At 56.1% G+C, this 12,363-nt stretch carries 11 protein-coding genes and 1 pseudogene; 4 read left to right on the top strand and 8 right to left on the bottom strand.

From position 1 onward, the window contains the following. Positions 1-2: 2 nt before the first annotated feature. The 8 genes and pseudogenes from bglF to mhbT all read right to left on the bottom strand — a co-directional run bounded on the left by bglF (position 3) and on the right by mhbT (position 9,084). Positions 3-1,974, bottom strand: a pseudogene (bglF, locus tag FN082_RS17140) (PTS beta-glucoside transporter subunit IIABC). 53 nt (positions 1,975-2,027) lie between these two features. Beyond that, positions 2,028-2,861, bottom strand: coding sequence for a transcriptional antiterminator BglG (gene bglG / locus FN082_RS17135; RefSeq protein ID WP_139536593.1), 834 nt, complete (start codon positions 2,859-2,861; stop codon positions 2,028-2,030). A gap of 143 nt (positions 2,862-3,004) precedes the next feature. Further along, positions 3,005-3,952: a tRNA dihydrouridine(16) synthase DusC gene (dusC, locus tag FN082_RS17130; protein ID WP_139536594.1), complete on the bottom strand. Its 948-nt coding sequence runs from the start codon at positions 3,950-3,952 to the stop codon at positions 3,005-3,007. A 143-nt stretch (positions 3,953-4,095) separates the two neighbouring features. Further along, positions 4,096-5,289 (bottom strand): 3-hydroxybenzoate 6-monooxygenase, encoded by a 1,194-nt coding sequence (locus FN082_RS17125; protein ID WP_142981977.1) that lies wholly within the window; start codon positions 5,287-5,289, stop codon positions 4,096-4,098. A gap of 8 nt (positions 5,290-5,297) precedes the next feature. After that, positions 5,298-5,942, bottom strand: coding sequence for a maleylacetoacetate isomerase (gene maiA, locus FN082_RS17120; protein ID WP_142462991.1), 645 nt, complete (start codon positions 5,940-5,942; stop codon positions 5,298-5,300). An 8-nt stretch (positions 5,943-5,950) separates the two neighbouring features. Beyond that, positions 5,951-6,649 carry a fumarylacetoacetate hydrolase family protein gene (locus FN082_RS17115; RefSeq protein ID WP_139536596.1) on the bottom strand — a complete coding sequence of 233 codons (699 nt, stop codon included), beginning with the start codon at positions 6,647-6,649 and terminating at the stop codon, positions 5,951-5,953. Positions 6,650-6,673: 24 nt separating this feature from the next. Further along, positions 6,674-7,711, bottom strand: coding sequence for a gentisate 1,2-dioxygenase (gtdA, locus tag FN082_RS17110; protein WP_142981976.1), 1,038 nt, complete (start codon positions 7,709-7,711; stop codon positions 6,674-6,676). A gap of 14 nt (positions 7,712-7,725) precedes the next feature. Beyond that, a complete protein-coding gene (mhbT, locus tag FN082_RS17105; protein WP_142981975.1) occupies positions 7,726-9,084 on the bottom strand; it encodes a 3-hydroxybenzoate transporter MhbT in 1,359 nt (452 codons plus the stop codon). Positions 9,085-9,210: 126 nt separating this feature from the next. On the opposite strand from mhbT, the gene FN082_RS17100 reads away from it, so the two are divergent. The 4 genes from FN082_RS17100 to cdd all read left to right on the top strand — a co-directional run bounded on the left by FN082_RS17100 (position 9,211) and on the right by cdd (position 12,351). Then, entirely contained in the window at positions 9,211-10,128 is a 918-nt protein-coding gene (locus FN082_RS17100) for a LysR family transcriptional regulator (protein WP_139536599.1), read from the top strand. A 121-nt stretch (positions 10,129-10,249) separates the two neighbouring features. Then, positions 10,250-10,648: a CidA/LrgA family protein gene (locus FN082_RS17095; protein ID WP_139536600.1), complete on the top strand. Its 399-nt coding sequence runs from the start codon at positions 10,250-10,252 to the stop codon at positions 10,646-10,648. Next, positions 10,645-11,340 carry a CidB/LrgB family autolysis modulator gene (locus FN082_RS17090; protein ID WP_139536601.1) on the top strand — a complete coding sequence of 232 codons (696 nt, stop codon included), beginning with the start codon at positions 10,645-10,647 and terminating at the stop codon, positions 11,338-11,340. Before FN082_RS17095 ends, FN082_RS17090 begins: the two co-directional genes overlap by 4 nt. A 126-nt stretch (positions 11,341-11,466) precedes the next feature. After that, positions 11,467-12,351: a cytidine deaminase gene (gene cdd / locus FN082_RS17085; protein ID WP_142981974.1), complete on the top strand. Its 885-nt coding sequence runs from the start codon at positions 11,467-11,469 to the stop codon at positions 12,349-12,351. Positions 12,352-12,363: the final 12 nt, after the last annotated feature.

Raw genomic sequence — 12,363 nt, 5'->3', positions numbered from 1 at the left:
GATTAACGGGTTACGGACAACAGCGGCTGACCGGCTTCCACCGCGCTGGCGGAAACAATGTCGAGAGCACGATAATCGTCGCTGTTGCTGATAATAATGGGCGTCGCAAGGTCATAACCGGCATCCAGAATCGCCTGGCGGTCAAACTCCAGCAGCAGGTCGCCCGCTTTAACTTTATCGCCCTCTTTAACATGAGCGGTAAACGGCGCGCCATCGAGCTTAACGGTATCGATGCCGACGTGAATAAGCAGTTCAATGCCGCTATCGCTTAGCAGGCCGATGGCATGTTTGGTTTGAAAAATTGAGGCAACTTCACCTGAGAACGGCGCAATAACGCGGCCCACGGACGGAATAATCGCTACGCCCTGGCCGAGCAAACCGCTGGCGAAGGTGCTGTCAGGAACCTGATCCAGCGCCAGTACGCTACCGGTCATCGGCGCCAGAACGTCGTTTTCCGAAGCGGGCGCAACAACAACAGCAGCCTGTTCGGAGGTCGTGCGCGGCAATCCGGCGATAAAAGTCAGCACGCAGGCGATAACCAGCGCCACCACCATACCAACCACACCACCCCAGACGCTGGCGTCGACGCCGCCTGGCGGAATCATCAGCGCCGGTAAAAAGATATTCGGGAAGCCGAAAGAGTAGATGCTGGTATTGAAGAATGCGGTAATCGCACCGCCAATCGCCCCAGCCACGCAGCCAAAAATAAACGGACGGCGCAGCGGCAGAGTCAGACCATAAATTGCTGGTTCGGTGATACCAAAAATCCCGGCGGAAAAAGCGGAACCGGCCAGTATTTTCTGGCGGGTATCACGAGTACGCAAAAAGATACCCAATACTGCGCCGACCTGGCCCATCACCGCAGGCAGCACCATCGGCCCCATGGTATCGTGACCGAGCACGGCCAGATTGTTGATCATCAACGGAACCAGGCCCCAGTGCAGGCCGAAAATCACGCACACCTGCCACAGCGCACCCAGCGCGGCACCCGCCAACCATGGCGCTACGGCGTAGATTATCTGGTAGCCCTGCGCCAGCAGTTGGCTTAGCCAGGTGGCGACCGGGCCGATAACCAGGAAGGTCAGAGGCACGATGACCCCCAGACAAATCGCCGGGGTAAAGAAGTTTTTCATGGCCGACGGCAGCAGCGCGTTGCTTCTGCGCTCCAGCCAGCAGCTGACCCAAGAGGCGAGAATAATCGGGATGACCGATGAGCTGTAGTTAATAAACGTCACCGGAATACCAATAAAATGCTCGACCGGCGCGCCCGGCGCCTGGGCGGCCTCAAAGGCCTGAATCATCAGCGGATGGGTTAGCGCACCGCCGATGGTCATCGTGATAAACGGATTACCGCCAAATTTCACCCCGGCGGTATAGCCGAGAAAGAGCGGGAAGAAGAAGAACAGGGCATCGCTGGCGGCAAACCAGATTTTATAGGTCGCATCACCGGTATTGAGCCAGCCGCAAACCACCGCCAGCGCCAGAAAACCTTTCAGCAAACCGGTGGCCGCCAGTACGCCGATAAACGGGGTAAAAATACCGGAAACAATATCGATAAGCTGGCCAAGCAGCGACGTTTTCTCGCCCTTTTCCGCGACCGGCTGGCTCTCATCCGTCAGACCCGCTTCGCTACGCACCGCTTGCCAGACATCATGCACATGGTTACCAATGACCACCTGAAACTGACCGCCGCTTTCTACGACCATAATAACGCCAGGATTCGCCTTCAGCCCTTCAGCATCCGCCTTTTTGCTATCTTTGAGCTTAAAACGCAGTCGTGTAGCGCAGTGAACCAGACTCACAATATTCTCTTTGCCGCCTACCCGGCTGAGAATATCCTGCGCGAGTGCTTTATATTCCATGCTGTTTTTCCTTACTTCCGCTGCCCGCAGGCATCGTTAACTGAGTATTAAAAATAAAAAAACCCGAGAACAACGCCGGGTTGGCGTTGCGCTCAGGTTTTGCCTGCATGATGCAGTAACAATCCAGTTTTAATGAAGGTGCTAAGAGCCAGGCCCGATAAGCGTTTAGCGCCCCTCTTTTCTCACGCGTTCAATATGAATGGCGAGAAACATAATTTCTTCCGTCGTCAGCGGCCGCTGGTAGCTTTTTTGCAGGTGCCGGGCGACGGTTTCCGCACACTTCCACGCTTTAGGGTAGTTATCCTTTACCGCGCTGTGCAGCGTCACATCATCATCTTCGACAACCGTTCGCGTCAGCATACGCTGGGCGAAAAACTTGAGATGAGTGACAAAGCGCTGATAGCTCAATGACTCTTCGTCATAATTGAGCGTCAGCTGATACTTCACCAGTTGCAGGATCTCCTGCATCACCCGGGTAACATGCATCACCTCAGGCATTTCGCTGTTAAGCTGCGCCGTGACCAGATGCAGGGCGATAAACCCGGCTTCATCTTCGGCAAGTTCAACCCCGAGCCTTTTGGCGATAATCGCCCGCGCTTCCTGCCCTAACTCAAACTCCTTCGGGTACAGCCGCTTAATTTCCCATAGCAGCACATTACGAATCGCGAGGCCCTTCTTCTGCCGCTCAATCGCAAAATGGCAGTGATCGGTCAGGGTAATGTACAAACTGTCCTGTAACTTACCGAGACGACCGCGCGCCAGATCGATAATCCGATCGCAGGTGGTCATCACTTCTAACGGTATCTGACTGAGTAATTCGCCTAAACGGCCAACCAGTTCATCGCTCTGCAGCGCGAAGACCTTTTCAATTTTACTTTCATCAAGAGAGTCACCAACGCGTTTTTGAAAGGCAAGTCCTCGGCCCATGACCACCTGTTCGCGCTGCTGCTCATCTACAACCACCACTACATTATTATTAAGTACTTTGGCGATTTGCATATGAACCCCAAAAACAAAAAAACCTGACCCCGACAGATGCCAGGAAATCAGGTTTTGCCTGCCGAAGCAGTAACAATCGGTAGTGAGTATTTCACTGTCCACGGGGTAATCTCAACGGGACAAACAGAAAAATGTGATGCAGGTCAGATAGTTTCGTTACGCCAGCCGTTAATTGTGCGCGCAATGCTCGCTGAGTCCTGAAGGGTGCGTACCGCGCTGAAAAGCTCAGAGGCTTCAAGGTATTCTTTGCGCAAATAGCTTAACCATTGTTTTATACGCGCAACATGATAAAGGCCGGTGTCGCCCTGCTTTTCCAGGCGGGTATATTTTTGCAGCAGCTCGACGACCTGAGGCCAGGGCATGCGCGGTTCGTTATATTTTATCACCCGGCTTAAGTTGGGTACGTTAAGCGCGCCGCGGCCAATCATCACCGAATCGCAGCCGGTCGCCGCCAGACAATCCTGAGCGCTCTGCCAGTCCCAGATCTCACCGTTGGCAACCACCGGAATGGTCAGACGCTGACGAATTTCGCCGATGGCCTGCCAGTTAATACGCTCCGCTTTATAGCCGTCCTCTTTGGTGCGACCGTGGACCACCAGTTCGCTGGCTCCCGCCTGCTGGACCGCGTCGGCAATTTCAAAGCGCCGATCGCCGCTGTCCCAGCCAAGACGCACTTTGACCGTCACCGGTAGATGATCCGGGACCGCTTCGCGCATCGCTTTCGCGCCGCGATAGATCAGTTCCGGATCTTTGAGTAACGTTGCCCCGCCGCCGCTGCCGTTGACCAGCTTCGACGGACAGCCACAGTTAAGATCGACCCCCCAGGATCCCAGCTCAACCGCGCGGGCGGCATTTTCCGCCAGCCATTGCGGATACTGCCCGAGCAGTTGTACGCGCACGCGGGTGCCGGATGGCGTCAGGCTATGGTTATGCAGCTCCGGGCACAGCTTATAGAATGATTTTACCGGCAGGAGTTGATCGACCACGCGTAAAAATTCGGTGATGCAGAGATCGTAATCATTCACTTCGGTCAGCAGCTCGCGCACCAGCGAATCGAGCACGCCTTCCATCGGCGCCAGTAATACACGCATATTGTTTATCATTGCCCGGAAAAAAAGAGGCGCTATGGTAGCGCCTCCCGGGGCGGGTTGAAAGGGGTACGTCAGTTTTCCCGGAGGCGATGCTACACATCTGTCCGGGCTACAAAAGTGCACCCCGGGAAACGCACAACCGCTTAACGTGGTTCCAGGCAGTTATCCTCTTTCCAGCCGTACAGCCACTCGATGCCGCGATAAAACTCACTCTGGGTTTTGCCTTTCCACAGCAGGTTGCGCACCTGGCGCTCCACTCCGGCGGCATGATAAACCCTCCCCATTTCGCGAGTCGACCAGACGATACGCGCGGTGCGCGGGATACGTACCGATTCATATAACGCAAAGGCACGGGCGGCATCACCATCGCACTCCGACAGCGCTTTACCTAAGGTAACCGCATCCTCCAGCGCCATACAGGCCCCCTGAGCCATATACTGCGCCACCGGGTGCGCGGCATCGCCGACCAGCGTAATGCGATCGTTGCCCCATTTTTCTACCGGCTCGCGGTCGGCGGTAGACCAGCGGCGCCACGAGGTGGGTTTGTCCAGCATCTGCCGGGGTCGAGGATGAATGCCTTTAAAGTAGGAGAGCACCTCCTCTTTACTACCGTCACGCACGCCCCACTCTTCTTTTTCGCGGCTATGAAAAGTCACCACCAGGTTGTACTGCTTGCCGCCGCGCAGCGGGTAATGCACCAGGTGGCAGTGTGGCCCGGCCCACAGAACCGGCGCATTAATACGTAAATCTTCCGGCATATCGACGGCATCGACCACCGCGCGATACACCACGTGGCCAGTCACCCGAGGCGTATCGCCGAGCAGGCTCTGGCGCACCACTGACTTCACGCCGTCGCAGCCGATCAGGATATCCGCCGTCCAGCTGTTCCCTTTGTCATCAAAAACGGTCACGTCGTTGGTGGTCTGGCGGATATCCACCACCTGCGTCGACGTGCGATACTCGACGCCAGGATGGGTCAGTACGGCTTCCCAGACGGTGGCGTGAATATCCACCCGGTGGATAACCGCATAGGGGCCGCCGAAATGGTCGCGGAAGGCCTGCCCGGTCTCAATATGCACCACCTCTTCGCCGTTTACCGCATCCATCATCGTGATGTGATCGGTAAATACCGCTCGCTGGCGGGCAACTTCGCCAACGCCAAGGCTATCCAGCGCCGAGAAGGCGTTTGGCCCAAGCTGGATCCCCGCGCCGATTTCGCCAATTTCGTGGGCTTTCTCCAGCAGCATAACTTTGATTCCCTGACGCGCCAGAGAGAGTGCCGTTGCCGCCCCGCCAATACCGCCGCCGACAATGATTGCTCGCATCACTTTTGCCATGTTGTCTCCTAAGCCGGGATCTTATCTTGTTGGTTTTCCGGCGCGGCGGCGATAAACGCCGGGAGCCGGGTACAGGCGTCATAAACCGCCTGGCAGCGCGGGTAGTGGCTCAGGTCGCAGCCCATACGCAGAGCGTTTGCCCATTGCGGCACCAGGCAGCAGTCAGCCAGGGTCGGCGTATCACCCACGCAGAAATTGCCGGATTTGGCGCGGCGCAACAGCTGCTCCACAGCGCTCAATCCCTGCTGGATCCAGTGCGCATACCAGCGTTTTTTGTCCTCTTCGCTCACCTTCAGTTCGTCACCAAGGTAGCGCAAAACGCGCATGTTATTAATCGGGTGGATATCGCAGGCGATAGCATAAACAATCTCCAGCACCTGCATCCGCGCAATATCCTCCTGCGGCAGCAGTTGCGGTTGCGGATAGTGGCGGTCAAGCCAGTCCACAATCGCCAGCGACTGGCCGAGTGATTCGCCCTCATCGGTAATCAGCGTCGGCACCAGGCCAACCGGATTCAGCCGCCGGTATTCCAGCGCGTTCTGCTGGCCGATGCGGATATTCACGCCCACGCTCTGGTAGTCGATGCCTTTCAGCGCCAGCGCAATCCGCACGCGGTACGACGCGGAGCTATTAAAAAAGCTGTACAGCTTCATCATTCACCTCACACCACGCGAACGGAGATCGGCGTTAGTCCCTCTACGTTGCCGGTAATGACATCGCCTTTCACCACCGCGCCAACGCCTTCCGGGGTACCGGTGAAAATCAGGTCGCCGGGCTGAAGTTCGAAGAAACCAGACAGGTAGCTGATGGTTTCATTGACCGACCAGATCAGATGGCGGATATCGCTGCGCTGGTGATCTTCGCCGTTAACCTGTAACCAGATCCCGGCCTGATTCACATCTGCGGTATCGGCTTTATGCAGCGGCGCAATCGGCGCGGAGAGGTCGAAGGCTTTACCGATTTCCCACGGACGGCCCATCTGGCGCATTTCCATCTGACGGTCGCGGCGGGTCATATCCAGGCCGGTGGCGTAGCCCCAGACATATTCATGAGCCTGCTCCAGCGGGATATCGCTACCTTTTTTGCCAATCGCCACCACCAGCTCAATTTCATAGTGATAGTTATCGGTTTGCGTCGGATACGGTAGATCCAGAGTTTGTCCTGCGGCCACCGGCACCACCGCATCGGCGGGTTTGCAGAAGAAGAACGGCGGTTCGCGATCCGGGTCAAAGCCCATTTCACGAGCGTGGGCGGCATAGTTGCGACCAACGCAGTAAACACGGCGTACCGGGAACTGCTCATCGCTGCCAACAACCGGAACGCTAATCGGGGCCTGGGGTGCAAAAACGTATTGAGTCATGAGTCTTTTCCTTATTCTTAATTTTTAATAACGCGCTTCGCGGAACAGGCCGAGAGCTTCCTGCACGGGACGATCCGAAAAGCTGAATAACACAGTGTCTTCGGCAGAGATAAAAGAGACGGCGTACCAGGTCGGCACGACGAAGATATCTTTTGCCTGGAAAGAGAAGGTTTGCTCGCCAATGGTTACCTGGCCGCTGCCTTCCACCACGTGATAAATGGTGCTGTCGGTGGTTTTTGCCGCACGTGAACTAAACCCTTTTGGCAACAGCTGCAGGAATGCGCCCATCGACGGCATCGGGTAGCCGCCGGTGACCGGGTTAACGTAGCGCATCTTGTAGCCGTCCCACCCATCAGCATCGCCCATACGCGTCAGGTCGTGCAGTGCTTCGCGGCTACGATCATAGCGATAGTTAAAAATGGGCGAGGAGTTACCGACCTGATGGCGCAGCGGCAGCATATTGGCGGCATAGCGCGGCAGATAATCCCCCTCTTTACGGGTTACCGGCTGCTGCTCTTCCGGGTAATCTTCAGCAAAGCCGCAGCCCAGATAGTTCACCAGCGGCAGGTCTAAACCATCCAGCCAGATAACCGGTTCATTGCCGGGGTTGCCGTGGTCGTGCCAGCGCCACTGCGGCGTCAGGATAAAGTCGCCGGCGCGCATTTGCGTGCGTTCGCCGTCGACAGCGGTAAACGCCCCTTCACCTTCAACGACAAAGCGCAGCGCCGACTGGTTATGGCGGTGGCTCGGCGCGACTTCGCCGGGCATAATCAGCTGTAAACCGGCGTACAGAGAGGACGTAATCGACGACTGCCCGCGCAGCGCCGGGTTTTCCAGCACCAGTACGCGACGCACCGCTTCTTTCGCGCCAATCAACTGGCCGCTTTCCAGCAGCAGCGGGCGAATCTCCTGATAGTTCCAGTAAGCCGGCGCGCAGGTGGCGTTTGGCGTTTTCGGCACCAGGTGGTGCAGCGATTCCCAAAGCGGCGTCAGGTTTTGTCCGGAAATATGCTGGTAAAACTGCTGACGACCGTTGTGTGCTTCCGTGGTGGATCGGGACATGAGCGTTCTCCTTATTATTTATTCACGATGCCTGCAGAAGGCAGCGCGGCAGGTACAGATATCGGGTTGCGGACGGCAAGCGTCAGCAGAATAAGCATCACGGCGCTAACAACGGCCGGTACGGCGATAACAAAAAACAGGGTGTCGAAAGAGAAATTCATCGCCATCATCATGCCTCCGGAGAGCGAGCCGACGATGGCCCCGCAGCGGCCAACGGCGTTGGACCAGCTCACGCCGGTAGCGCGGCTTTGCGTGGGGTACAACGTTGCGGTTAGCGCATTAAGACCCACCTGAGAGCCGCTGATACCAATGCCGGTACCGAAAATCGCCAGCGCCATCTGCCACAGGCCGTTCTCGCTCAGGCCAATCATGACGATACAGACCGCCCCCAGACCGTAGCTCAGCGCCAGCACCCGATAAGGATTGAAGCGATCCATCAGCACCCCGAGCAGCAGCGCGCCAAAGGTACCGCCAATCTGGAAGGCGGCGGTGACCCACGAGGCATGTTGTAAATCAATCCCGCGATGATTAAGCAGCGTCGGCATCCAGCTGGAGAGCAGATAGATAATCAGCAGGCTCATAAAGAACACGACCCATAACATTAAGGTGATGGGTAACTGACGCCCGGCAAACAGCTGGCGAATGCTGCCTTTCGCGCCAGCGGCTGGCTCATCAAGCCAGAAATGGGTATCGGTATAGCGCTCGCCGGTTATCGCGCCAACGGTTCTGGCGATAACCGCCTGCGGCAGCTGACGGCGAATCTGCCAGCGCGGTGATTCAGGAAGCAGCGGCACCAGCGCCACCGCCAGCATCAGCGGGAGAACGCCGCCCAGCACCAGAATACCGTGCCAGCCAATCAGCGGCACCAGTTGGGCGCTGACCACGCCGCCAAGCGCCGAGCCAAGGGTGAAGCCGCAAAACATCAGAGTCACCAGCGCCCCGCGCCGCCGGGCAGGCAGATATTCCGACGTCATGGTAATGGTATTGGGCATCGCACCGCCGAGGCCGAGGCCGGTCAGAAAGCGCAGAATAACCAGCGTCTCAAGGTCAGGGGAAAAAGCGGAAAGCAGGCTGAACAGACCGAACAAGGCCACGCAAAACTCAATCACCCGTTTACGGCCAAAGCGGTCGGAGAGCGGGCCGCAGAGCAGCGCCCCGGCGGTTAAGCCCAGCAATCCGGCACCAAACAACGGTGCAAGGTCGCTGGCAGTGAGCTGCCAGTGGCTACGAATATCCGGCGCGATAAAACCAATGGCCGCAGTATCGAAGCCGTCCAGCATGACCACCAGAAAACAGCAGATAATCACGCGCCATTGGCGGGCTCCGACCGGTACGGCATTCAATAGCGTTTGCAATTCAAGTCGTTGAGTCATCGTTATGCCTCAGTGCAGGTAGGGGTAGATGTTGTATTTATTTCTTTTATGTTGCGATTTTGTAACTCAAGCAATGAAATGTACAATGGTATTTCGGGCATAGACATAACCTGGAGGTTATCGCCAATGGCAGACTGGACGCAGAAATTGAAGCGACACCATCTACAGATGCTGGTCGCGCTGGGGGAGCAGGGCAACCTCACGCAAGTGGCTAAAATGATGAACATCACTCAGCCTGCGCTTTCCAAATGGCTAAGCCAGTTTGAAGACGAAGTTGGCATCTCTCTGTTTGAACGACATAGCAAGGGCCTGCGCACGACGGAAGGCGGAAAACTGTTACTTCAGCATGCTCAGCGGTTAATTAACGATATGTCGCGGTCGCAGTATGAAATTGAGCGTTTTAAACAGGGCGGACAGGTCGGCAGCCTGATGATCGGCTGTTCGCCGGTGGCGACCGACTGCGTCTCGCAGGCAATCCTCGAACTGCTCAAAGAGATGCCGACTCTACATCTTAATATCGAAGAGAAAGTGATGACGCCGTTGCTCAACGATCTGCTAGCCGGCGTGGTCGATGTTGTGGTGGGTCGGGTCGGCGGACGAGCGCTGGAACTACCGCTTAACTATCGGGTGCTCTACACCGAACCGGTCTGTTTTGTTGCTCGTCCCGATCACCCACTGGCTCAAAAGCCGCGTTTAAGCTGGACCGACCTTGCCAGCTGGCGTTGGATTGTCTGGCCGACCGGAACCCCTATCCGTTTAAGTATTGATAACGCGCTGGTAGATAACGGCGTGATGCTGCCGGAAAACACCATCGAATCGGCATCAATGAACGTCACCAGCAACCTGCTACAGAGCAGCGATATGGTTTCGATACTTTCACTGCGCCTGGCGCAGCGCTACGCCGCGCAGCACCAGCTGGTGATTCTTAATTTGCCGCGCATTGAACAAAAAGGTAGCGTTGGGGTGTTCTGGCGTAAAAGTGAAGTACCATCGCAAGCGCTTAACCGGTTCCTTCATTACTTGTCGCTGCCATCATCCCCCTGAATTTCGTCAGTTCGACTGTTCCAGAGTTCTATCTCAGGTATGCGTAGAATTCATGATGTGATCGGTAGCACATTTTAGGGTTTAATTGTATGATGAATGTGGTTCATCAAGGGTCATTACCATGAGTAAATCACTGATTATTGTCTGGCAGTATCTGCGCGCTTTCGTGCTGATCTACGCCTGCTTATATGCAGGTATTTTTATCTCTTCACTCCTGCCGATTACTATCCCCGGCAGCATTATTGGCATGCTGATTTTGTTCTTTCTACTGGCGCTGCAAATTATGCCTCCACAGTGGGTTAACCCCGGCTGTAATATCCTGATTCGCTATATGGCGCTGCTGTTTGTGCCTATCGGCGTAGGCGTCATGCAATATTGGGATCTTCTGCGCGCGCAGTTCGGCCCGGTAGTGGTCTCCTGCGCGATAAGCACGCTAGTGGTCTTTTTAGTAGTCAGCTGGAGCTCGCATCTGGTTCACGGCGAGCGCAAAGTGGTTGGGCAAAAAGGAAGTGAAAAATGATCCATGAAATCTGGTGGTCGCTGCCGCTAACTCTGGCCGTCTTTTTCCTCGCCCGCAGGCTGGCGGCGCGGTTTAAATTCCCGCTGCTCAATCCACTGCTGGTGGCAATGGTAGTATTGATTCCCTTTTTACTCATTACCGGCATCTCTTACGAGCGCTATTTCCTCGGCAGCAAAATTCTTAATGATTTGCTGCAACCGGCGGTAGTTGCACTCGCCTTCCCTTTGTATGAGCAGTTACACCAGATCCGCGCTCGCTGGAAGTCCATCATTACCATCTGCTTTATTGGCAGCGTGGTAGCCATGGTTACCGGGACGACCGTCGCGCTGTTGATGGGTGCAACTCCGCAGATTGCGGCTTCCATTTTGCCGAAATCGGTCACTACGCCGATTGCCATGGCGGTAAGCAGCAGCATTGGCGGCATTCCGGCAATCAGCGCGGTCTGCGTCATTTTCGTTGGTATTCTTGGGGCGGTCTTCGGTCATACGCTGCTGAATCTGATGCGCATCCGTACTAAAGCCTCGCGCGGCCTGTCGATGGGTACCGCTTCCCACGCCCTGGGGACCGCCCGCTGTGCAGAGCTAGACTATCAGGAAGGGGCGTTCAGCTCGCTGGCGCTGGTGCTTTGCGGGATTATCACCTCGTTAGTCGCACCATTTTTATTTCCGCTGATCCTGGCAATAGCCGGATAATGTGATTTACATCACATTTTAAAATGCAACAAGATGAAGTTGCACCAACAATGAGATGTTTATCACATATGCAGGCTATAACCGCCCGTACACTAGATTCCCATTACATTGTTATGAGGCTATGCCATGCACCCACGTTTTCAAGCTGTTCTTCCCCAACTGGCGGCGGACCTGCAAACGGCCATTGCCCCCATGCTGGCCGACCCGCATTTCCCGGCGCTGCTCAATGCAGATCAGGTCGCAGCGCTGCAAAGCGCAACGGGGCTGGACGAAGACGCGCTGGCCTTTGCTCTGCTGCCGCTGGCGGCGGCCTGTGCGCGGGCCGACCTTTCCCACTTTAACGTTGGCGCGATTGCCCGCGGCATCAGTGGTACCTGGTACTTTGGCGGCAATATGGAGTTTCTTGGCGCAACCATGCAGCAGACCGTGCATGCCGAACAAAGCGCCATCAGCCATGCCTGGTTACGCGGTGAAAAATCTCTGCGGGCGATTACCGTTAACTACACCCCGTGCGGCCACTGCCGTCAGTTTATGAATGAATTGAACAGCGGGCTGGCGCTGCGTATTCATCTGCCCGGTCGCGAGGCACATTCGCTACAGCACTATCTGCCGGATGCGTTCGGGCCGAAAGATCTTGAAATCAAAACATTGCTGATGGACGAGCAGGATCATGGCTTCCCGCTTAGCGGCGATGCGCTGGCTCAGGCAGCAATCCGGGCAGCTAACCGCAGCCATATGCCCTACAGTAAAGCGCCTTCCGGCGTCGCGCTGGAGCTGAGAGATGGTTCGATTTTCACCGGTAGCTATGCCGAAAACGCCGCCTTCAACCCGACGCTACCTCCGCTGCAGGGCGCATTAAACTTGCTGAGCCTCAACGGTTATGATTACCCGGATATCCAGCGCGCTATTCTTGCCGAGAAGGCCGATGCGGCATTAATCCAGTGGGATGCCACCGCCGCAACGCTGAAGGCGCTGGGTTGCCATAATATCGATCGCGTGCTGTTAGGTTAGCCGCATGATGTG

Source organism: Klebsiella spallanzanii, assembly GCF_902158555.1.
GTDB lineage: Bacteria > Pseudomonadota > Gammaproteobacteria > Enterobacterales > Enterobacteriaceae > Klebsiella > Klebsiella spallanzanii.
Note: the sequence above shows the minus strand (reverse complement) of the source record. Positions and strands in the feature narration are given on the sequence as shown.

Excerpts from the sequence above, each read along its gene's own strand:
- gtdA (WP_142981976.1), bottom strand. The coding sequence starts at position 7,711 with ATGTCCCGATCCACCACGGAAGCACACAACGGTCGTCAGCAGTTTTAC.
- FN082_RS17090 (WP_139536601.1), top strand. The coding sequence starts at position 10,645 with ATGATCCATGAAATCTGGTGGTCGCTGCCGCTAACTCTGGCCGTCTTT.
- maiA (WP_142462991.1), bottom strand. The coding sequence starts at position 5,942 with ATGAAGCTGTACAGCTTTTTTAATAGCTCCGCGTCGTACCGCGTGCGG.
- FN082_RS17115 (WP_139536596.1), bottom strand. The coding sequence starts at position 6,649 with ATGACTCAATACGTTTTTGCACCCCAGGCCCCGATTAGCGTTCCGGTT.
- mhbT (WP_142981975.1), bottom strand. The coding sequence starts at position 9,084 with ATGACTCAACGACTTGAATTGCAAACGCTATTGAATGCCGTACCGGTC.
- FN082_RS17095 (WP_139536600.1), top strand. The coding sequence starts at position 10,250 with ATGAGTAAATCACTGATTATTGTCTGGCAGTATCTGCGCGCTTTCGTG.
- bglG (WP_139536593.1), bottom strand. The coding sequence starts at position 2,861 with ATGCAAATCGCCAAAGTACTTAATAATAATGTAGTGGTGGTTGTAGAT.
- FN082_RS17125 (WP_142981977.1), bottom strand. The coding sequence starts at position 5,289 with ATGGCAAAAGTGATGCGAGCAATCATTGTCGGCGGCGGTATTGGCGGG.
- FN082_RS17100 (WP_139536599.1), top strand. The coding sequence starts at position 9,211 with ATGGCAGACTGGACGCAGAAATTGAAGCGACACCATCTACAGATGCTG.
- cdd (WP_142981974.1), top strand. The coding sequence starts at position 11,467 with ATGCACCCACGTTTTCAAGCTGTTCTTCCCCAACTGGCGGCGGACCTG.
- dusC (WP_139536594.1), bottom strand. The coding sequence starts at position 3,952 with ATGCGTGTATTACTGGCGCCGATGGAAGGCGTGCTCGATTCGCTGGTG.